This window comes from Paenibacillus sp. FSL H8-0122 (assembly GCF_038005345.1).
GTDB lineage: Bacteria > Bacillota > Bacilli > Paenibacillales > Paenibacillaceae > Paenibacillus_AQ.
Window position 1 is genome coordinate 1,469,838 of the sequence record NZ_JBBOTB010000001.1, and the last position, 20,188, is coordinate 1,490,025.

The 20,188-nt window shown below is 55.7% G+C and carries 15 protein-coding genes and 1 riboswitch; of the genes, 9 read left to right on the forward strand and 6 right to left on the reverse strand.

What is annotated here, in order from left to right; translation table 11 throughout:
* Positions 1–5 precede the first annotated feature (5 nt).
* The 4 genes from NSS64_RS06325 to NSS64_RS06340 all read left to right on the forward strand — a co-directional run bounded on the left by NSS64_RS06325 (position 6) and on the right by NSS64_RS06340 (position 5,692).
* The gene (locus tag NSS64_RS06325) at positions 6–2,789 is read left to right on the forward strand and encodes an alpha-mannosidase (RefSeq protein WP_341139589.1); all 2,784 of its coding nucleotides are present in this window, start codon (positions 6–8) and stop codon (positions 2,787–2,789) included.
* 43 nt (positions 2,790–2,832) lie between these two features.
* Positions 2,833–4,323 carry a beta-N-acetylhexosaminidase gene (locus NSS64_RS06330; protein ID WP_341139590.1) on the forward strand — a complete coding sequence of 497 codons (1,491 nt, stop codon included), beginning with the start codon at positions 2,833–2,835 and terminating at the stop codon, positions 4,321–4,323.
* 119 nt (positions 4,324–4,442) lie between these two features.
* Complete coding sequence (locus NSS64_RS06335) at positions 4,443–4,730, forward strand: hypothetical protein (protein WP_341139591.1); 288 nt, start codon at positions 4,443–4,445, stop codon at positions 4,728–4,730.
* A 74-nt stretch (positions 4,731–4,804) separates the two neighbouring features.
* Positions 4,805–5,692: a PhzF family phenazine biosynthesis protein gene (locus tag NSS64_RS06340; RefSeq protein ID WP_341139592.1), complete on the forward strand. Its 888-nt coding sequence runs from the start codon at positions 4,805–4,807 to the stop codon at positions 5,690–5,692.
* Between the two features lie 22 nt (positions 5,693–5,714).
* Here NSS64_RS06340 and NSS64_RS06345 read toward each other — a convergent pair whose 3' ends face one another.
* The gene (locus tag NSS64_RS06345) at positions 5,715–6,302 is read right to left on the reverse strand and encodes an NAD(P)H oxidoreductase (protein ID WP_341139593.1); all 588 of its coding nucleotides are present in this window, start codon (positions 6,300–6,302) and stop codon (positions 5,715–5,717) included.
* Between the two features lie 169 nt (positions 6,303–6,471).
* On the opposite strand from NSS64_RS06345, the gene NSS64_RS06350 reads away from it, so the two are divergent.
* Genes NSS64_RS06350 through NSS64_RS06360 form a run of 3 tightly spaced genes read left to right on the forward strand, consistent with a single transcriptional unit; the run spans position 6,472 to position 8,820 of the window.
* Positions 6,472–6,843 carry a winged helix-turn-helix transcriptional regulator gene (locus tag NSS64_RS06350; protein WP_340939230.1) on the forward strand — a complete coding sequence of 124 codons (372 nt, stop codon included), beginning with the start codon at positions 6,472–6,474 and terminating at the stop codon, positions 6,841–6,843.
* A 36-nt stretch (positions 6,844–6,879) separates the two neighbouring features.
* Positions 6,880–8,322: a cardiolipin synthase gene (gene cls / locus NSS64_RS06355; RefSeq protein WP_341139594.1), complete on the forward strand. Its 1,443-nt coding sequence runs from the start codon at positions 6,880–6,882 to the stop codon at positions 8,320–8,322.
* 48 nt (positions 8,323–8,370) lie between these two features.
* Positions 8,371–8,820: a DUF1877 family protein gene (locus NSS64_RS06360; RefSeq protein WP_341139595.1), complete on the forward strand. Its 450-nt coding sequence runs from the start codon at positions 8,371–8,373 to the stop codon at positions 8,818–8,820.
* A gap of 28 nt (positions 8,821–8,848) precedes the next feature.
* Here NSS64_RS06360 and NSS64_RS06365 read toward each other — a convergent pair whose 3' ends face one another.
* From NSS64_RS06365 to NSS64_RS06375, 3 genes are all read right to left on the reverse strand, one after another.
* Positions 8,849–9,283: a GNAT family N-acetyltransferase gene (locus NSS64_RS06365; protein ID WP_341139596.1), complete on the reverse strand. Its 435-nt coding sequence runs from the start codon at positions 9,281–9,283 to the stop codon at positions 8,849–8,851.
* A 198-nt stretch (positions 9,284–9,481) separates the two neighbouring features.
* Positions 9,482–11,920, reverse strand: coding sequence for an MMPL family transporter (locus NSS64_RS06370; protein ID WP_341139597.1), 2,439 nt, complete (start codon positions 11,918–11,920; stop codon positions 9,482–9,484).
* A gap of 29 nt (positions 11,921–11,949) precedes the next feature.
* Positions 11,950–12,576, reverse strand: a complete 627-nt coding sequence (locus NSS64_RS06375) for a TetR/AcrR family transcriptional regulator (protein WP_341139598.1) — start codon at positions 12,574–12,576, stop codon at positions 11,950–11,952.
* An 897-nt stretch (positions 12,577–13,473) separates the two neighbouring features.
* Positions 13,474–13,656: riboswitch (cyclic di-AMP (ydaO/yuaA leader) on the forward strand.
* 793 nt (positions 13,657–14,449) lie between these two features.
* Here NSS64_RS06375 and NSS64_RS06380 point away from each other — a divergent pair.
* Both NSS64_RS06380 and NSS64_RS06385 read left to right on the forward strand, forming a co-directional pair.
* On the forward strand, positions 14,450–14,806 hold the full coding sequence (locus NSS64_RS06380) for a hypothetical protein (RefSeq protein WP_340951237.1): 357 nt from the start codon (positions 14,450–14,452) through the stop codon (positions 14,804–14,806).
* Positions 14,807–14,824: 18 nt separating this feature from the next.
* The gene (locus NSS64_RS06385) at positions 14,825–16,255 is read left to right on the forward strand and encodes a flotillin family protein (protein ID WP_341139599.1); all 1,431 of its coding nucleotides are present in this window, start codon (positions 14,825–14,827) and stop codon (positions 16,253–16,255) included.
* Positions 16,256–16,444: 189 nt separating this feature from the next.
* Here NSS64_RS06385 and NSS64_RS06390 read toward each other — a convergent pair whose 3' ends face one another.
* Both NSS64_RS06390 and NSS64_RS06395 read right to left on the reverse strand, forming a co-directional pair.
* Positions 16,445–18,739 (reverse strand): alpha-galactosidase, encoded by a 2,295-nt coding sequence (locus NSS64_RS06390; RefSeq protein ID WP_341139600.1) that lies wholly within the window; start codon positions 18,737–18,739, stop codon positions 16,445–16,447.
* Between the two features lie 65 nt (positions 18,740–18,804).
* Positions 18,805–19,800 (reverse strand): LacI family DNA-binding transcriptional regulator, encoded by a 996-nt coding sequence (locus NSS64_RS06395; RefSeq protein ID WP_341139601.1) that lies wholly within the window; start codon positions 19,798–19,800, stop codon positions 18,805–18,807.
* Positions 19,801–20,188: the final 388 nt, after the last annotated feature.

Consider the following 20,188-nt stretch of genomic DNA (forward strand, 5'->3'; position numbering starts at 1 on the left):
CGATTATGACCACAAAACAGACGGCACATATTATCTCGCATACGCACTGGGACCGGGAATGGTATCTGCCTTATGAGCGCCATCACATCCGGCTGATTCAACTGGTGGACACTTTGCTGGACACGCTGGAGCAGAACCTGGACTTCCGCAGCTTTTTCTTCGACGGCCAGACGATTATCATCGAGGATTATCTGCAGGTCCGCCCGGAGAACCGGGAACGCCTGATACGGCATATCCGGGAGGGCCGGATTTACATCGGGCCTTGGTATATTCTGCAGGATGCTTATCTCACCAGCCCGGAAGCCAATGTGCGTAACCTACAGCTGGGTCATCAGGATGCGGCAGTCTATGGGGAAGTGTCCAAAATCGGCTATTTCCCGGACACCTTCGGCCTGACCGGACAGATTCCGCAGCTTATGCAGCAGGCCGGCATCACTAACGCCTTCTTCGGGCGCGGGGTGAAGCCGACAGGCTTCAACAATATGGTCTCGGATGACGGCTATGAATCCTCGTTCTCGGAGCTGGTGTGGGAGGGGCCGGACGGCTCGCAGGTGCTGGGCATCCTGTTCGCCAACTGGTATTCTAACGGGAATGAGGTTCCGGTGGAATTAGAGGAGGCCCGCCGCTTCTGGGAGCGCAAGCTGGGCGATGCCCGGCAGTATGCAGCGACCGACCAGCTGCTGTTCATGAACGGCTGCGATCACCAGCCGCTGCAGACCGACCTGCCGGAGGCGATCCGCACGGCGGAGAAGCTGCACCCGGAGGTCAACTTCGTTCATTCCAACTTCCCGGACTATATCCGGGCAGTGGAAGCTTCACTGGCTGGCCGCAGCCTGTCCACCGTGAAGGGCGAGCTGCGCAGCCAGCGCACCGACGGCTGGGGAACGCTGGTTAATACAGCGTCAGCCCGGGTATACCTGAAGCAACTGAACCAACGGGGTCAGGCGATGCTGGAGAAGGTCGCCGAGCCGCTGGCCGTGATCGCGAAGCTGCACGGCGGAGAGTATCCGCAGCATCTGCTGGATTATGCGTGGAAGACGCTGCTGCAGAACCATCCGCATGATTCCATCTGCGGCTGCAGCGTGGATGAGGTGCACCGTGAGATGGTTACCCGCTTCGACAAGAGCTATCACATGGCCGAGGGCATTGTAGCGGATAGTATGCAGGCGATCACCGCAGCGGTCGATACCTCCGGCTTCGCCGCTTACGGCGAAGAGGCCCTTCCGCTCGTGGTAACCAATATCAGCGGCTGGAGCCGCACCGGCACGGTGACCGTAGAGCTGGATGCGGCCCGCCAGTATCTGCGCGATGGCCTGCCGCTTGAAGAGAATGCCCGGTTGATGAAAGCCGTGGACCTGGCCGGACGGGTCTTGGTCGATGAACAAGGCCAGCCGGTTCCTTGTACGGTGGAGGATCTCGGCCTGTCCTTCGGCTATGACTTGCCGGATGACCGTTTCCGCCAGCCGTATAGCTGCCGCAAGGTGCGGCTGACCTTCGAGGCAGCGGATGTGCCTGCCCTGGGGCTGCGCACCTATGCCTGGGTTCGTCCGCTTGGAGCGAACGCCGCTGATGTTGCCGGAAGCGCTCCGGCGGCGAACCTGGAAGCTATGGCTTCCGTCCCAGCTTCGCTGGTTCAAGGCGCGCACGTGCTGGAGAACGATACGCTTCGGGTAGAGGTTATGGCTGACGGCTCCTTCACACTGGAGCATAAGCCGAGCGGCAAGATCTACCGTGACCTTGGTGTCTATGAGAACACAGGTGACATCGGGAACGAATATATGTACAGACAGCCTGCGGGTGAAGTGCCGATGACGACTCTCGGCCTTAACGCGGATATCGCTGTTATTGAAGATACGCCATACCGGGCTTCCATCGAAATCACCCATGAATGGGAGATTCCGGCCTCGGCCGATGCCCTGCTGGAAGAAGAGCAGCGGGCGCTGGTCTATTACCCGGAGCGGCTGGCGCAGCGCGCTGCCGCCACGGTAACCTTGAAGCTGCGGACTGTCTTAAGACTAGAACGTAGCGGCAAAGGTCTGGAAGTGAAGAGCTTCATCGATAATACGGCTAAAGACCACCGTCTGCGGATGCTGTTCCCTGCGGATCTGGCTGCAGCCTCGCACCGCGTAGATTCGATGTTCGAGCTGGCGGAGCGTCCGAACGAGCCGGCACCGGAATGGCAGAACCCGAGTAATGCGCAGCATCAGCAGTGCTTCGTGGATGTTGCCGGGGAGAACGCAGGCTTGACGGTCGCTAACCTCGGATTACACGAATACGAGATTCTACGCGATGGCCGCAATACGATTGCCGTTACGCTGCTCCGCAGTGTCGGCGAGATGGGCGACTGGGGCTGGTTCCCTACACCGGAAGCCCAGTGCCTGGGCGAACAGACCGCAGACCTGCTGCTCCTGCCGCATAGCGGGGATGCCGTAACCTCCGGTGCCGCTGCTGCAGCATACCAGTTCCAGATTCCTTGGACCTGTGCGCAGGCAGAGGTTCACACGGGAATGATTCCTGCCGTGTATTCGGCCGTCCGCTGGAGCGGCGCGACCGCTGCGTTCTCTTCTATGAAGCTGAACAAGGAACGCGGCGATGTGCTGCTCCGCTGGTTCAACATGACGGGCGAGTCCTGTATACTGGAGCTGGAACCAGCGCTTCCTGCTGCCGCCATCTATGCTTCAAATGTACTGGAAACAGAAGGGGAAGAGCTTCAGCTAGAAGGAGCCGCTTCGCTGAAGCTTCCGCTTGGCGGACATGAGATTACAACGGTTGGTATCCGGCTGAGCTGATCCAGGCGAAGAAGGAAGAGGTGAGAAAAGTATGGGGATGGATATGGATGAACCATTAGATCGGCAAACCTCCAATAACGGCCCGCTTACCGGTGTACAGCAGCAGATTGCGGCGGTAGCCGGGGGACAATGGCGCTTGTCTGCCGGGTTCAAAGCGCGAATTGTGGACAATGCGAGATCGGATAATAACAGTGTTCTGAACGAAACAGTCTTTATGGTTCTGGGCCAATTCTCGGGCATTTTGACCCCCGCTGACTACATCATGACTCTTGTTCACGGGGGCGCGGAGCCTCCCGCTTCAGGCGATATCGTCATTGAGCTGACGGATCATGAAGCAGCGGGAGACCTGGACAGCCAGGAAGCTTACGTCATTGACATCGGGACTTATGCGAAGATCACCGCCGCAAGTGAACGGGCCGTGATGTATGGTCTGTGGACATTGCTGCAGCGGCTGGCAGATGACGGCTCCGTGCCTTGCGGCACCATCACCGATTACCCTGTCATTCGAGAGCGGGCGCTGCATATCGACATTGGCCGCAAATTCTACAGCCAAGACTGGCTCCTGGAGCGGATTAGAGAGATGTCCCGGCTGCGGCTGAATACGCTGCAGCTGCATTTCTCCGAGAATGAAGGCTTCCGCTTGATGAGTGAGAGCCATCCCGAGGTAGTGTCAGATCACTATTTAACCAAGCAGGAAATGAAGGCGATTATCCTTACGGCACAGAGATATCATGTGGATATTATCCCATTACTGGATTCACCGGGGCATCTGGGACAGGCGCTCCGCACTCATCCCGAGTGGCTGCTTAAGGATGCAGCGGGAACTCCGGCTCCGGGGGCGCTGGATATTACGAATCCGGCAGCCCGCCGGTTCGTGCTGGACCTGATTGACGAATACGCGGAGTTATTTGCCGGCAGCCGCTATTTTCATATCGGCGGGGATGAATTCATTAACTTCGCGGAGTTCGATAAGTACCCGCAGCTTGCGGAGTATGCCCGGAATGTGCTGGACATCAGCGGAGGCACGGGCGTGGATACTTATATCGATTACCTTAACGAGGTTGCTGAACATCTGGAGTCGAAGGGCTGGACCGTCCGTGCCTGGAATGATGGCCTCTATCGTGCGGATCAGATTCAGCGGGTCGCGCCCAAGCCGTCCATCCAGATCACGTATTGGACGAAGTGGCACCCGATGATGGCCCCGGTGGAAGACATTCTCGCCAAGGGGCATCAGGTAATCAACTACAATGATGGCTACTTGTATTATGTGCTGGGTGAACATGCAGGCTACACGTATCCGACTGGCGAGAAAATCCGCGCCTCCTGGCATCCCGGCCTGTTCCCGAACCGTACCGGGGAAGCTAAGCAGGAATACACCGGAGCCTATCCGCGTGAACTCATCGGCAGCACCTTCTCCATCTGGAGCGATAAGCCGGAAGCGCAGAGCGAAGCGGAAGTAGCGTCAGGCCTGCGCGGACCGCTGCGGGCGATGGCGGAGCTGGCTTGGCTGGGGAAGCGGGATACGGCTGAATAGATGGCTGAATAGATGGCTGAATAGATGGCTGAATAGACAGCAGAGTAGACAAATTGTATATTCTTTATGATTGCAGCAACGGATACCTTTCTTTTTAGAGGGAGGTCCGTTGCTGTTTTTTGTCTGAACGCGGAAAACCGACCATATTGGGCGTGAGGGAGGCATGTGGTCCAAATGTAATCGAAAAACCGACTACATTGGGCGTGACGGGGGCGCGTGGTCCAAATGTAATCGAAAAACCGACTACATTGGGCGTGAGGGAGGCATGTGGTCCAAATGTAATCGAAAAACCGACTACATTGGGCGTGGCGGAGGCGCGTGGTCCCAATGTAATCGAAAAACCGACTACATTGGGCGTGGCGGAGGCGTGTGATCCAAATGTAATCGAAAAACCGAACATATCATAATGCCTAAATATCTTAAATTCACATTGTATTCATTTATGCTATCATATTACTCAAAAAAGACAGGCGGTGCAGGTGTGCAGAACATCAAAGTCTATCATTACGATGCGTTCAGCAGCATTCCAAACAAAGGGAACCCGGCAGGGGTTGTCCTGGACGGCGGAGCACTCTCGGAGGAGCAAATGCAGGAGATTACAGCGAAGGTGGGCTTCAATGAGACGGCGTTTCCGTTAAAATCCACCCAGGCGGATCTCAGAATCCGCTATTTTACCCCGGGGCATGAGATCAATCTCTGCGGCCACGGGACCATGGCGTTGTTGTATGCCCTGAAGACGAAGGGGCTGCTGGGAGACGCCAGTGAGTTGAACATCGAGACTAAGGCAGGGATTCTCCCGGTCCGTTTCACAGAAGATCACGACAGCCTCTATATGACGATGAGACAGGCCAGTCCGCAGTTTCAACCCTTTAACGGATCGCTTGAAGACCTGGCCCGCTCGATCGGCCTCGAACCCGGCGATCTGGATGAGATGCTGCCCGTAATGTACGGCAGTACAGGCACATGGACCTTAATCGTCCCCGTCAAAAGCCTGTCCGCCTTCAACCGGATGCAGCCGGACAACAAGCTGTTCCCCGAGGTGCTGAAGGAGATGCCCCGCTCATCCATTCACCCGTTCTGCCTGGAGACATATGATCCTGATGCCCATATGCACGCCCGCCATTTCTCCTCTCCGTTCTCCGGTACGATTGAAGACCCGGTTACTGGCACCGCCTCCGGGGTGATGGGAGCTTATTACTCCAGGTACATCGGCGGACAAGGACAAGACCCCTCCTTCGAGCTGCTAATTGAGCAGGGCCAAGAGATCGGCAGGGACGGCAGAGTCAGGGTGTCCGTGTCAGACAACGGCAACACTATAGAAGTGACTGGCAACGCAGTTTATGTGGGTGAATTTGATGTGATGCTGTGATCTCCCTTATTCCTGCGATTTGTCAGTTTTCCCACTTGCCATAATGTAGTCCCGCCTGATAGGCCTGTTCCAGCAACGCCTCACGGTGTCCGGGTGCGGAACTCGCAGTATCGTAGAGGAATTCTACTCTGGAGTCTGTGATTCCGCAATAATCGGCAATCCCTACGTTCAGCAGACGCGTGGTGGCCTCATCATAATTACGTTTCTTCATCTGCTCCTTTGTTACGCCTGCCAGAGCCAGCCACAGCGCACGATAATCATGCAGATTACTTGTGCCGTAGGCAACCCTGTTGTTCAGCACCCGGTCGATATACCCCTTCAGCATGGCTGGCAGATGCCACCACCACAGCGGAAAAACAAAGGCCAGGCCGTCATGCTGCCGCAACCGCTCCATTTCCCGCTCTAATTCAGGAGAATAGGGGTATTCCTGTTCACCTGCAGTCATATGGAGTTCCTCCCGCCCTTGTAGAACAGGGTCAAATCCTATCCCATGCAAATCCAATATCTCATAATCATGGCCGGCCCGGCTCAATCCCTCAGCGAAACGGCGGGCCACCTGGAAGGTCAGGGAATCTTGTCTCGGATGCGATACGACGATTAATACGCTCATGATTGTATCTTCACTACCTTTCTTACTAGCAGGTTTGTAGCCTTGTTCCTTGGCTGATGCTATTATAAACAGGAATCAAATAATCTGGAAGTACGCACTTTGCTGTTCTATAGGAAGGTGTATGTTCCATAGGAACGTTGAGGTTCCCTACATAATGGAGGCAGAAGCAATGACTGAACAGAGTGACGATAGCGTTCCTAAGAAGTATAGAGTCGGAGTAGAGGCGGCGCTGGAAGTGATGGGCGGCAAGTGGAAGCCGCTGATTATCTACCATCTGATGACCGGACCCAAGCGTACCTCCGAGCTGCTGCGGCTCATCCCCGGCATCACCCAGAAAGTGCTGACCGCCCAATTAAGAGGCCTGGAGAACGATGAAATAATCTCGCGGACCATCTACCAGGAGATTCCGCCCAGAGTGGAGTATGAGCTGACGGCCTACGGCTGGGGGCTGAAGCCCGCGCTGGACCTGTTATGCTACTGGGGAGAGGAGCATCTGGACAGGATTCATGGCGACAGGTCCAAGGTGCTGGAGGACTTTTAGGCAGCAGAGAGAGACAGAGAGGAAAGGGGAAAGAGCATGGAGTTTGCAAGTCTAACCACAGTCGTCACCCTCATTAACATCATTCTGGCACTGGGCTTTCTGTTCATTGAGCGCAGGGAGGCGGGGTACACCTGGGCCTGGTTGATGGTACTGTTTTTCATCCCGATTCTGGGATTTGTCTTGTATATCTTCTTCGGACGCAATCTCAAAAAAAGGAATTTCTACAAGCTCTTCATCGAAGAGCAGGAATATGTCCAGGCTGAAGCGGACAAGCAGCTGGCAGCCTTCGCGGAAGGGGCGGATGACCGGTCGCAGCTGCTGCAGAATTATGCCCAGCTCATCAACATGAATATCCGCTCGTCGCACGGCTTGTTATCTAACGATAATGAGATTGTTATTTACAGTGACGGCCATCAGAAGTTCGCCGCATTGTTCGAGGATATCCGGTCTGCCCGCGCAGAGATCAATATTCAGTATTACATCATTCAGCCGGACCAGCTGGGCATGAAGCTGCGTGAAGAGCTGATTCTGAAGGCGCGGGAAGGCGTGAAGGTGCGGCTGTTATATGATGAAGTCGGCTCGAAGCGGATTTCACGGCATTTTTTCAGGGAATTGCGTGCAGCAGGGGGCGAGGTTGAAGTGTTCTTCCCGTCCCTGATCAAGCCGCTGAACTTCCGGATAAACAACCGGAATCACCGCAAGCTATGCATTATTGACGGAAGCATCGCCTATATCGGCGGATTCAATGTGGGGGATGAATATCTGGGGCAGGATCCGAAGTTCGGCTACTGGCGGGACACTCATCTCCGGATCACCGGAAATGCCGTCAGCCATATCCAGGGCAGATTCATCCTCGACTGGCATCAGGCCGGGAAGCATGAGCGCGGGGATTACGGGGAATTCGTCTTCAATATGGAGCAGCATACAGGGACAAGCCCGGTCCAGATCATTACGAGCGGCCCCAATTCGTCAACCGAGCATCTGAAGAACATGTATATTAAGCTGATTTTGTCAGCCAAGGAAAGTGTGTATATCCAGACCCCGTACTTCATACCGGACACCAGCTTCATGGATGCCTGCAAAATCGCCCTGCTCTCCGGAGTCGATCTGCAGATCATGATCCCTAACAAGCCTGACCATCCGTTCGTGTATTGGGCCACCTGGGCGTATGCCGGAGATCTGCTGAATTACGGGGCCAAAATCCTGCTCTACGAGAACGGCTTCCTGCACGCCAAAACGATTGTCGCAGACGGGGAGGTTGCCTCTGTTGGAACGATGAACATCGATTCCCGCAGCTTCCGGCTGAACTTCGAGGTCAATGCCATTGTGTATGACCGGGCGATTGCCGAACAGCTCCAGGATATTTTCCTGAATGATGTCAGACTGTGCTCGGAGCTTACGGTTGAACGGTATGCGCAGCGCTCGCTTGTGATCAAGCTGAAAGAGGGGATTTCCCGGCTGCTGTCGCCTATTCTGTAAGGAGAGTGGAGCGTGGGCAGCTGTATTTTATTGAGGGAGGAATGACAAATGGGGATGCTGGGCCAATATGTCATGGTGGATGAGGATACGCTGGATCGCATGATGGAGATGGACGGTTCAGAGCTGATGGATACGCTGGAGAAGCTCATTGAAGGCGGAAGTGAATACTACGATATCGACAAGCTGTGGGAGGAACTGCATGTGGCGCTAACCGGTGTCTCGGCCAGTGAACCTATAGAGGGGGACCCGTTAAGTGAGGCTGTTGTCGGGGTGCATGTATTTGAGGTGGAGGAGGAGGACGGGTTCTTCGCCTGCACGGAGCAGGATGAACTAGAAGACATTATTGCGGCGATGCAGCAGGTAAACTTGGAGAAGCTGGAGCCGGGCAATGTGACAGAGCAGCTTAACGAGGCAGTGAAGAGTGAATTTGCAGGCCTGCTGGACTTCTACGGGAAGGCACTGGCGGCCGGGAAGCATGTGATTTTCAGTGTGGTTTGAACGGGATGGCGCGAAGCGCCGGGACCCCTTAGGAGGGAGAACCGGGCTTCAGGTTTTTCTGGAGATAATATTTGCTCTGCCCTTCATGCGGACAATCCTTAATTTCACCGAAGATTTCATACCCCTGCTTCTGATAAAAATGCGGCGCCTGCCAGCTCATTGTGGTCAATTCGCTAACCTTACAACCGCGAAGTGAGGCCCTATGTTCCATCTCTTCCAGCAGGGCCTTGCCGAGTCCATTGCCTCTGTACGTGGGGTCAACGGCCAGTAAGTGCACGTTCAGGATATTCCAGACGATATCTCCGGTAATGCCGCCAACGAAGACGCCGTTCTCGTAGGCCGCCAGGGAGATTACCTCACGCTGATAAGGTGGAATGCTGCTGTCTATGCCGCGGCTGTGTTCCTCCAGAAGTCTGGAGATTTCCTGCTGGTTCTGAGCAAGGTCCAGTTCTACGATGTTCACGGGTACTCCTCCTTAGGATTTGAATTCAATTATAGCCATTATATCAAAATAGAGCCTGCGGACGATGCCGCAGGCTCTATTTGTACCGGGAGTACGGCGGGAGCACCGTCCGTTATTCCGGGGAGATATACATGTCTGGGGGTCCCGCAAAGTACCTGGTAATCATCGAAGCCAAGTCTCTGCTTTATGGGGGAAGATTTAGTGCTTCTGTCCGCTCTCGGCATTCAGCTTGGCGATCAGCTTATCGCCTTCGACATCGAGATTCGGCAGCAGGCGGTCCAGCCATTTCGGCAGCCACCAGGCTTTGTCGCCGAAGACGGCCATGACGGCCGGAACCAGCGTCATCCGGACAATGAAGGCATCAATCAGGATGCCGAAGGCCAGTGCGAAGCCGATCTGCTTAATCATCGCATCCGGGGCGAAGATGAAGCCGGCGAAGACGGACACCATGATCACACCTGCGGCCAGTACGACCCGGCTGGCCAGATCATAGCCGTGAATGACACTGTCCTTGCCATGACGGCCGTGGACATAAGCTTCACGCATGGAGCTGACCAGGAAGACCTGGTAATCCATGGCAAGTCCGTACAGAATACCAGTAACCAGGATTGGCATGAAGCTGAGCAGCGGTCCGCCGGTATCGAAGCCGAACAGCGAATGCAGCCAGCCCCACTGATAGACGGCGGTGGTCACGCCGAAGGTGGCAAGAATACTTAGCACGAAGCCGACGGTCGCTTTGATTGGCACGATAATGGACCGGAACACCAGGAGCAGAATGATCAGCGACAGGATCACGATGATCCCGATGTATACAGGGAAGGCATCGGACAGCTTCGAGGACATATCAATATTGATGGCGGTGAAGCCGGTCACGCCAAGATTAATATTGTTGCCGGCGGTCAGAGCGGAATTCGGATCGCGCAGCTCCTGCACCAGATCTCTGGTTGCGGTATCTGTGGGCCCTGTCTTCGGAATCAGGCTTATGATGGCGAGATCGCCGGTGGGACTGACACCGAGCGGAGAGACCAGGGTCACATTATCGTGCATTTGCAGCTCCTGAACCAGCTTGCCCAGAATTGGTATGGAGATCTTCTCAGACGGATTCTTCGTCTCAGCGACCAGCAGCAGCGGGCCGTTGAAGCCTTCGCCGAACCCTTTGGAGATGACATCATAGCTCTGGCGGGCCGGAGTATCCAGGTTCGCCGAGGCGCCGGATGGAATACCCAGCTCCATCTTGGTAACTGGAATGGCAGCTGTGCCAAGCACCAGCACCACCAGCACAATGATGGCCCAACGGTATTTCACCGTGGCATTTGCCCAGCGGTGCGAGAAGCTGTGCTGCGCTTTGGCGGCGGCAGTGGTGTTCTTCGTCCGGGCTTTGGCGGTTACGATCCGTTCACCGACCAGGCCGAGCAGCGCAGGCAGCAGGGACAAGGCCAGCAGGACGTTAATCAGAACACTGGCCGCAGCCACAAGTGCCATTGTCGATAAGAAGCCGATGCCAATGACGAGCATGCCGCACAAGGCGATAATAACGGTCAGACCGGCGAAGAATACGGCACTGCCTGCGGTGCCCAGTGCCCGGCTGGCTGCTTCGGCTGCGCTTAATTTCTCATCCAGGATCAGACGGCGCTGCCGGTTCACAATGAACAGCGAGTAGTCGATCCCTACCGCGAGACCGATCATCACGGCAAGAACCGGTGTAATATCGTTCATCTGGATCAGGCTGCCGAGGGCAAAAGCACCTCCGACACTGATGCCGACTCCGAGAAGCGCGGTCAACAGCGGCAAGCCTGCGGCGACAACCGAGCCCAGCGTCAGGAACAATACGACGGCAGCAACGGCTACGCCGATAGCTTCCGTGGAGCCGATGGCTGGCATGCTTTTGAGCGAGTCGCTTGGAATCGCGGTAATGCCTGAACCGGACTGTTCCACCTCGGTTACGGTATCGATGATCTTATCCGGCACCTCCGATGGCAGAGAGGTCTGCTGAACCGTGAACTGGAACTGGAACAGGGCAATACTGCCGTCAGCCGACAGCATCACGCCGGGAACCGGAGCGCCTTCGGCAATCAGCGGACCGAACGGCATCGCCTGCGCAGCAGCAGCTTGACCAGCGGCGGCGGAAGGATCAGCAGCAGCTTGACCAGCGGCGGCGGAAGGATCGGCAGCGGCTTGGCCAGCGGCAGCGGAAGGATCGGCAGCGGCTTGGCCAGCGGCAGCGGAAGGATCGGCAGCGGCTTGGCCCGTAGCGGCGGAAGGATCAGCAGCGGCTTGACTAGCGGCGGCCGCTGCTTGTGCTGCGAGCTCTACAGGGTTTATGACATATTCCATGTTGTATACATCATTAATGGCCTTCAGCAATAGTGCGGAACGCTCAGGCGTATCCAGACGTTCGCCGTCCGGTGCAGTGAAGGCGATACTAGCCTGGCCTCCGGCCGCAGCGGGCAGCTCTTTTGTCAGCTTATCCAGCACTTTTTGCGACTCTGTGCCTTCAATTTTCATCTCGGAGCTGGATTGAATGCCATTGACTCCAATCAGGGTGCCTACAACTCCAAGTACAATGATCCAGACTGCAATGAAGGCCCAAGGCTTGGCATAAGCCGATTTACCTAAGCGGTATAGAAAGGTAGACATGTAGTGGTTTCTCCTCTTTATCTGTGAATTTAGAAGCCGTTACGTAAATAAGCAAACATAGAATTCAGGTATTGTTCAAACGGCATGGCATCGGAGCCTTCACTCAGCTGTTCGCCCGGCAGCATGACATTCAGCCGTCCGTCCAAGATAGGCACGAAGGCCCCATAGACGGCACCTACCAGCAGGTGGGTATATCCATTGGCATACCGTCCACGGGTGAACTGCTCCAGTGTCTCCTGGGCTGTGATCTGCAAATGCCGGAAGACATTGAGAATGTAAGGCTCCAGAGACGGATATTGATTCGCCAGGGATACGAACTGCCGCAGCTTATGCAGGAACTCCGAGGTGAATTGCAGCTTCAGCAGGTTGTACAGGACATCAAGCGGTGTAGCATCCGGCGGTTGACCGGCCAGCGTGTTATTCGCTTCTTCTTTCTCTTTGGCAGCAATATTGCCAATGAAATAGGCGGCCACCGCTTCTTCCTTGCAGGAGAAGTAATTGGCAAAAGTCCGCCGGGAGTAACCGGCCTTCTGCACCACATCGTCAACAATGAAGCCGTCCATGCCATGCTCAAGCGCAAGCTCGAAGGCCCCTACAGCTAGAGCGTAGGCAGTGGCTTCCTTTTTTTTGTCCCGCAAATTCAGTTTGGAATTCAAATTTCAACGTTCCTCCTTTCTTCAAAAGTTAAAGGCGCTATAGAATCTATAGGTTCTATTATTGCTCAAAGGGAAAGATTGCACAATGAGCATCAAGTGACGGAAGCGTGAATATTTCAAATTTTGAGTAGTGGGATGGGGAAGAAAGGTGGGGGTTAAGGTTTATGAGAAGTAGGATAGAGGAAAGTGAGAAGGATGTGAGTGGGAGTAGAAGAGTAGGTGAGTAGGTGAGTAGGTGAGTAGGTGAGAAGGTGATAAGGTGAGAAGGTGAGTAGGTGAGAAGGTGAGTAGGTGAGAAGGTGAGAAGGTGAGAAGGTGAGAAGGTGAGTAGGTGGGTAGGTGAGTAGGTGAGAAGTGAGTGAGTATAGGAGTAGAAGAGAGAGTAAGTGGAAGAGAGAGTGAGTAGCAGAGAGAGTGAGTAGAAGAGAGAGTATGTAGAAGAGAGAGTAAGTAGAAGAGAGAGTAAGTAGAAGCGAGAGTAAGTAGAAGCGAGAGTGAGTAGAAGAGAGAGTATGTAGAAGAGAGAGTAAGTAGAAGAGAGAGTAAGTAGAAGAGAGAGTAAGTAGAAGCGAGAGTGAGTAGAAGAGAGAGTGAGTAGAAGAGAGAGTAAGTAGAAGAGAGAGTAAGTAGAAGCGAGAGTGAGTAGAAGAAAGAGTGAGTAGATGAGCAGATGAGCAGGGGAGTGGGCGTAGGAAGAGAAGTAAGTGAGAGGAAGAGTAACGTTGGTGTAAACAGACGATAGCAGGAGCAAATCGCCGGGCGGTTAAGAGCCGAACTGAAGAATGCGCCTTCATTCCCGAAGGGACAGCATTTTTGACTTCTTTTGTCATCCGTGAGGTTTTACATTAAATGGCTACAGGCGTAAGATTCAATCAACAACCGAATGAAATGACACTGTTCTTGAAATGGCTGAATTCCGTAACGGGAACGGGGGAACCAACTGGTGCAGGCGGCTTAAGGATGGGCTGCTGAGTACCCGGGGTGAATCCTTGCCAGTGTGCTACTATAGCTCCGGTAAGGTAGGGCAATCTCGCTGCCCGAATCCGTCAGCTAACCCCGTAAGCCTCGAAGAGAGAGGATGAGCGCCATGATCGATTAACCGACCACGGAGAGCCCTGCTGCTGTGGTCTTTTTGCTGTGCAGGAAAGGGATAAATCCCACTGAATAGGCTGAAAGTGGGCTGGATGCGGAAATGAGAGGGATAAATCCCACTGATTGTGCTGGAAGTGGGCTGGATGCGGAAATGAGAGGGATAAATCCCACTGATTGCGCTGGAAGTGGGCTGGATGCGGAAATGAGAGGGATAAATCCCACTGATTGCGCTGGAATTGGGCTGGAGGTGGAAATGAAGAGCACAAGTGCACCAGAATCCCAGGAAAGTTGGCTAAATGAGCAAATGAAGAGCACAAGTACCTCTGAATTCCAGAAAAGTTGGCTAAACGAGCAAATGAAGAGCACAAGTGCACCTGAATCTCAGGAAAATTGGCTAAACGAGCAAATGAGGAGCACAAGTGCACTTCAACCAAGTTGTGCCTCTGCCCCCACCTAACCAGGCAGCCCAAAGTGGAAATTAGGGGCAATAGCGACAAGTGCAAGTGCAAAAAAGACGTATAACAACAATAATTAGTCGGTCTATTCATCGTCACACTAGTCAGTTACCATATCACCAATCCATTGAAAGGAGAGGGTTACCATCGCTACTGTATTTATCGTCTGCTTTTGGGTTGGACTTCTGCTTATTCTCAGTGGCAGTATTCATGGGCACGGCCTGGCAGGCCACCTGCATGTCGGGGGAGGCGATGCCGGGGGGCCTGGTTTTCTGCCGATTCTTCCACTGATGGTGTTTGTCACCGTCTGGGGCGGCACGGGGTATATGCTTGTCAAGTACAGCGGGATGCAGCTGCTCGCCGTGGTACTGGTCTGTACCTTGATCGCCCTGCTGCCGGGCATCCTGCTCTACACGGTACTAGCCCGGGTGATGACCCGGTATGACAGCAGTATGAGTGAACTTGATTATGATCCGGCAGGCCAGCTCGGCTATATCAGCATCGCCGCAGCGGATGGGGCCGTGGGAGAGATGAAGTATGTGCTGCACGGGACCATGCGCTCCATCGGCGTGCGTGCCGAATCCGGCCAGTCGCTGTTGCGGGGCGATCGGGTGATTATTGTGAAGACGGATAAGGGGATCGCAGCGGTCACTTTGTTCGAGAGGGAAATGGAACAAAACTAACGGGGAGTGTCGGAGCAAATGTTAATTTTATATGTAACCGGAGCTATTGTTGTTGTAATTCTGCTGGCGTTAACCAGTATTGTGACCGCGTATAAAAAGGTTCCGCCCAATCAGGCCATGATCGTATACGGTCTCGGCGGCAAAAGAGTGGTCCAGGGCGGCGGGACATTCGTCATCCCCGGCTTCCAGAACAATAAAACCATCTCCATGATGCTGATGAGCTTCGATGTGATCCCGGCGCAGGCCATGTTTTCCCGCCAGGGCATCAAGCTGAACCTGGAGGCGGTAGCCCAGATTAAGATTAAAAGCGATCCAACCGCTATTCTCACAGCCAGCGAGCAGTTCATTGACCGGCCGGAAGAAGACCGAGAGACAATTATTCTGCATTCGGTGGAGGGTCATCTGCGCGGCCTGATCGGCCAGCTTACCGTAGAATCTATCCTGAAGACCCCTGACGAGATCAACAGCAAGATGCGGGAGACCTGCTCAGAGGACCTCGACAAGATGGGGCTGGAGGTGGTCAGCTTCACCATCAAGAAGATTACCGACGACAAAGGGTACATCGACAATATGGGGGTGCCCGAGATTGAGCGTATCCGCCGCGATGCCAGTATTGCCAAGGCTGAGGCCGAACGCGACATTCAGATCAAACAGGCCGAAGCGGAGAAGGAATCCTCCATTGCCAAAGCCAATGCCCATCAGGCGACTATAGAAGCGGGAACCGCCGCCCGTGCGAAGGAATCCTTGTTCGAAAAGGAGTTGAATATTAAGCAGGCGGACTTCAAGCTGGAGACCGAGGTGAAGAAGGCGCAGGCGGATCTGGCCTATGAATTGCAGCAGAATAAGATCAAGCAGTCGCTGGTTACGGAACAGGTCAAGATCACACAGATGGAAGCAGAGGCCAACCGGACGGTCCGGGAGATTGAAGTGGAGCTTAGACAGAGGGAGCTGGAGGCAACGGTGATCAAGCCTGCCCAGGCGGAGAATCAGGCTACGGTTATGCGGGCGGAAGCTGCCAAGCAGCGGCAGATTCTGGAGGCAGAAGCCGAAGCCGCTACAACGACCAAGCGCGGGCTGGCAACAGCCGAGGCGGAGCTGGCCAAAGGGAAGGCAAATGCGGAGATCGTCCAGCTGGCCGGAGCGGCCGAAGCGGGAGCGCTGCAAAAGAAAGCGGAAGCGTACAAACAGTTCACTCAAGCCGCCCTGACCGTAGAATTCCTGAAAATCCTGCCGGAGCTGGCTGACAAAATCGCCTCCCCGCTGGCTAAAGTAGACAAGATCACCGTCATCTCCCAGGACGGGGCTTCCTCAGGCGTGAACAAAATCACCGGCGATATCGCCAAAATCATGGCCCAGGTACCTGAGCTGACCAAGACGCTGACCGGCATGAACGTAACAGAAGCGCTCAGCGGACTGCTTGGCCGGGAACAGGGGCAGGAACAGGAGTAGGCGTTAGTCGTTAATAAACCGCCAGCAAGCCGCCTTCCTGACTGCACCTTTCCACAAAAAAAACAGGCGTCAATCTCCTAAAGGAGGCTGACGCCTGTGGTATGCCTGAAGCTAAACCGTGCATAAGTCTTATAGTGAAAAGGAAGCTGCGGATCAGTGCTGCACCGCCCGCAGAACGAAAGCTACAGATCAGCGCTGCACCGCTCTCAGGCGGTAGGTGCAGCTTGCATAATCTCCGCGCAGGTCGGAGACTACGAGACCCATGCGCATCAGGCGGTCTCCACCGAGCGGTGTCCCGCCGAAGGCGGTCCGGAACGGAGCGGAGCTGTCGCCCGCTGCTGCCTCATGTACTTCTGCGCCGCCGTGCAGATGCTCGTTGCTGCCTTTTGCCCCCGTCTCAAGCACGTAATCCAGCTCCGGGTTCAGTCCCTTGAGCGTAAGGCGCGAGATTGGCGGATTAGGTCTCGCGAGTACGCGGAAGTAAGCGACGAAGGCTTCGGTCTTGTCCTCGCTGACGAACATCCAGGCGGTCTCACCGCTGCCCTCGAACGGACTCAGCAGACGGTACATGTCCCCTTGCTGCACCAGCGTGCGGATCTCCTTGTACTGGGCAATCTGCCGGGCGGCCAGGTCCTTCTCCGCTTCAGTGAACTTTGTGAGGTCCAGCTCATAGCCGAAGTTACCGCTCATCGCTACATCGCCGCGCATAGCGAGGGAGGTAATGCGGTCTACCTGATGGTTCGGAACGTCAGATACATGTGCGCCCATGCTGCTGGCCGGGTAGACGATGCTTGTGCCGTACTGAATCGCCAGGCGTTCCACCGCATCGGTGTTGTCGCTGGTCCAGGTCTGCGGCATATAGAACAGCATGCCCGGATCGAACCGGCCGCCGCCGCCGGAGCAGCTCTCGAACAGAATGTCAGGGAAGCGCGAGGTCAGGCGTTCCAGCAGATTATACAGGCCGAGCATATAGCGGTGGGCGGTTTCTTTTTGGCGCTCTGGGGCAGCCTTCGCCGATGCAATCTCGGTCATATTGCGGTTCATGTCCCACTTGATATAGCGGATCGGGGCACTTGCGAAGACTGTGCTTAACGTCTCGTACAGATAGTCGCATACCTCTGGGCGGGAGAGATCCAGGATCAGCTGATTGCGGCCTTCTGTACGGCGGCGTCCTGCGGCATGCAGGCACCAGTCCGGGTGCTTGCGGTACAGCTCACTGTCCGGCGAGACCATCTCCGGCTCCACCCATAGACCGAACTGTACGCCTTCCTTGTTGACCCGGCCGGCCAGATCGGCCAGACCTTCAGGCAGCTTGCGGCGGTCCTCGAACCAGTCGCCTAGTGAGCTGTTATCCTTGTCGCGTCTGCCGAACCAGCCGTCGTCCAGGACGAATAGCTCAATGCCGAGCGGGCCTGCTGCTTTGGCGATGGTTGCGATTTTGTCCGCATTAAAGTCGAAGTAAGTCGCCTCCCAGTTGTTGACCAGAATTGGCCGGGCTTGATCACGGTGAACACCGCGGCAGAGCCGGGTCCGGTACAGCCGGTGATAGGTGCGCGACATGCCGCCGATGCCTTCGCCGGAATAGACGAGCACGGCCTCCGGGGTCTGGAAGGATTGGCCCGGCTCCAGCAGCCAGGAGAAGTCGAACGGGTTAATTCCGATGCTTACACGGGTCTGACCGAACTGCTCCACCTCTGCAGTAGCGCTGAAGCTGCCGCTGTAGACGAGGCTGAAGCCATAGACGTCACCCTGGTCTTCATCTGCACCCGGGCGCAGAAGCGCGAGGAAGGGATTGACCTGGTGGCTGCTTGATCCGCGGCGGCTCTCCAGGGACAGAGCGGCTCCGGGGTTAAGCCGGCGGCGCTGAACATGGCGCTCTCTGGCCCATGCGCCGCTCAGATGCAGGGTATCATACGCAGAATCGGCAAAATCCACCGATGTGCTAAGCGCCTGCTCCAGCCGGAGCGGGGCTTCACCGTTATGCTCGAAGCGGACAGAGCGCGTGATCGCCTGATGGTCAGCGAACACTGTATAGAGCAGTCTGACCGTCAGACCGGCGTAGTCATCTTTCAGGGTAAGTTCCAGTGTCTGTGCTTCTGCTTCATTCTCCGCATACACGGCAGGCAGTCCTTCGAGTGCCGGCTTGCCTGGTGTAATGCTATATCCCGCATATTTGAGTTCAGAGATCCGCGTGCCGTCCGCTAGCTGAACCTGATAGGCCGGCCGCCGGAAATCACTCGTACCATACTGCGGATACTCCTGAGGCAGGGCATCCAGCGAGAGGGAAGGCTTTTGCGGCAGCGGGGTTGGTGAGAAGGAGGCGCGTTCGCGCAGCTCAAGTATCCCTGCCAGACTGTCATCATGACGGAGCCGTGCGCCCCAGTAGACATGGGCAGGGTAACCCTCTACCAGTTGGATGATATAGCTGGTGTCTTTGGACTGAAGATGGAACAAGCCTAGTGATTCGTCTGCAAAAATGTTCATGATCATAACACTCCTTGGGTATTGGAATAGAGCAATCATTACTTGCTGTGTGCTACTTACTACGGCTAATCTCTGGTCCCGCCGCTGGTCTCGCGGACAATCAGCTTCGTGCCGATCATCGAATGCGAAGGGGCTTCGCGTCCTTCGAACCGCTCGGCGAGCAGCTGAACCGCAGCTTTGCCCATCTGCTCGGGATAGGCGCGGACCGTTGTCAGCGGAGGCTGAACATAGGCCGCCATCTCGATATCATCGAAGCCGACGACAGCCATCCCGGCAGGCACCTGTATCCCGTGATCATGCAGGGCGCGCAGAGCGCCGACCGCCAGCGGATCACTGGCGGCGAAGCAGGCCGTAGGCCGCCTTACGCCTGCCAGCAGCTCGCTCATCATCCGGTAGCCGTCAGCGCTGGTCCAGCTTCCGGTGCGGATCAGCGCCGGATCATAGCAGCCCTGGCTCTGCATAATCCGGGTGTAATGATGCCTGCGGCGCTCCTCCCCGCTGCCGCCTCCGATGAAGGCGATATCGCGGTGGCCCAGCTCCAGCAGATGGCCCAGCGCCTGATCGACAGCCTGCCGGAAATGTGTCCGCACGGAGTCATATTCCGTGCGCTCCGAGTAATGGTCGACAAGCACCGTGGTGCCCCGGTCAGGGTGCAGCTTCGCAAGCTCTCCCGGCTGGAAGCTTCCGCCGACTACGATAAGCCCGTCACCCGCAGGCCGGAGCGGGGCTGGCGTGCTGTGTCCGCGCAGCGTCTGGCCCAGCCGGATGCCCAGCTCTTCACAGCGCAGCTCCACGCCGCGCCGGATGGAGCCGTAATAAGGGTCGTCCCGTTCTTCTTCGGGTGAACACCAGAGCAGAAGCGAGACGGTCTTACTGCCCAGCTCATTCTCCCGCTTCAGCTGCCGCACCCGTGAGGGCTTGTAGCCCAGCTGCCCGGCCACAGCGAATACGCGGCTGCGTGTCTCCTCACTGACAGCCAGGGACAGGTCGTTATTTAGCACTCTGGATACGGTTGCGGCTGATACGCCTGCCTCCCGGGCGATGTCTTTAATCGTTGCCAAGCTGATCACGCCTTTTTAGTTAATAAATTTACTAAACATTCGCCTTAATCCTATCATCCGCCGAAGGTTCTTTCAAGAGTATTTTTTGAGCGCTTACATTTAGAAGGGGGTTGAAGGGCAGCATGGTTCCATTGGTTTCGTACACACCAGGAATCCGCTGCATCATTTCAAGTCCGCCACATTGTTCAAGCCTGCTGCAGCATAGTTCAAGCCTACCGCCGCATCATCAAGCTTGCCGCCACATCATCAAGCCTGCTACCGCATCACCAAGCCTGCCATCGCATCAACATCGCGCTTCCCCGAGGACTGTGCGGACTGACAGGCCGTTATTTGTATGCATACCGCGATCCTACCGGGCTAAGCGGACTCAGTGGCCGCTAATGAACCA

What these genes read in the sequence shown, in the direction of transcription:
- cls (WP_341139594.1), top strand. Translation starts at nt 6,880, where the DNA reads ATGGAGTTTGCAAGTCTAACCACAGTCGTCACCCTCATTAACATCATT.
- NSS64_RS06345 (WP_341139593.1), bottom strand. Translation starts at nt 6,302, where the DNA reads ATGAGCGTATTAATCGTCGTATCGCATCCGAGACAAGATTCCCTGACC.
- NSS64_RS06390 (WP_341139600.1), bottom strand. Translation starts at nt 18,739, where the DNA reads ATGAACATTTTTGCAGACGAATCACTAGGCTTGTTCCATCTTCAGTCC.
- NSS64_RS06385 (WP_341139599.1), top strand. Translation starts at nt 14,825, where the DNA reads ATGTTAATTTTATATGTAACCGGAGCTATTGTTGTTGTAATTCTGCTG.
- NSS64_RS06360 (WP_341139595.1), top strand. Translation starts at nt 8,371, where the DNA reads ATGGGGATGCTGGGCCAATATGTCATGGTGGATGAGGATACGCTGGAT.
- NSS64_RS06350 (WP_340939230.1), top strand. Translation starts at nt 6,472, where the DNA reads ATGACTGAACAGAGTGACGATAGCGTTCCTAAGAAGTATAGAGTCGGA.
- NSS64_RS06325 (WP_341139589.1), top strand. Translation starts at nt 6, where the DNA reads ATGACCACAAAACAGACGGCACATATTATCTCGCATACGCACTGGGAC.
- NSS64_RS06380 (WP_340951237.1), top strand. Translation starts at nt 14,450, where the DNA reads ATGCTTGTCAAGTACAGCGGGATGCAGCTGCTCGCCGTGGTACTGGTC.
- NSS64_RS06330 (WP_341139590.1), top strand. Translation starts at nt 2,833, where the DNA reads ATGGATGAACCATTAGATCGGCAAACCTCCAATAACGGCCCGCTTACC.
- NSS64_RS06370 (WP_341139597.1), bottom strand. Translation starts at nt 11,920, where the DNA reads ATGTCTACCTTTCTATACCGCTTAGGTAAATCGGCTTATGCCAAGCCT.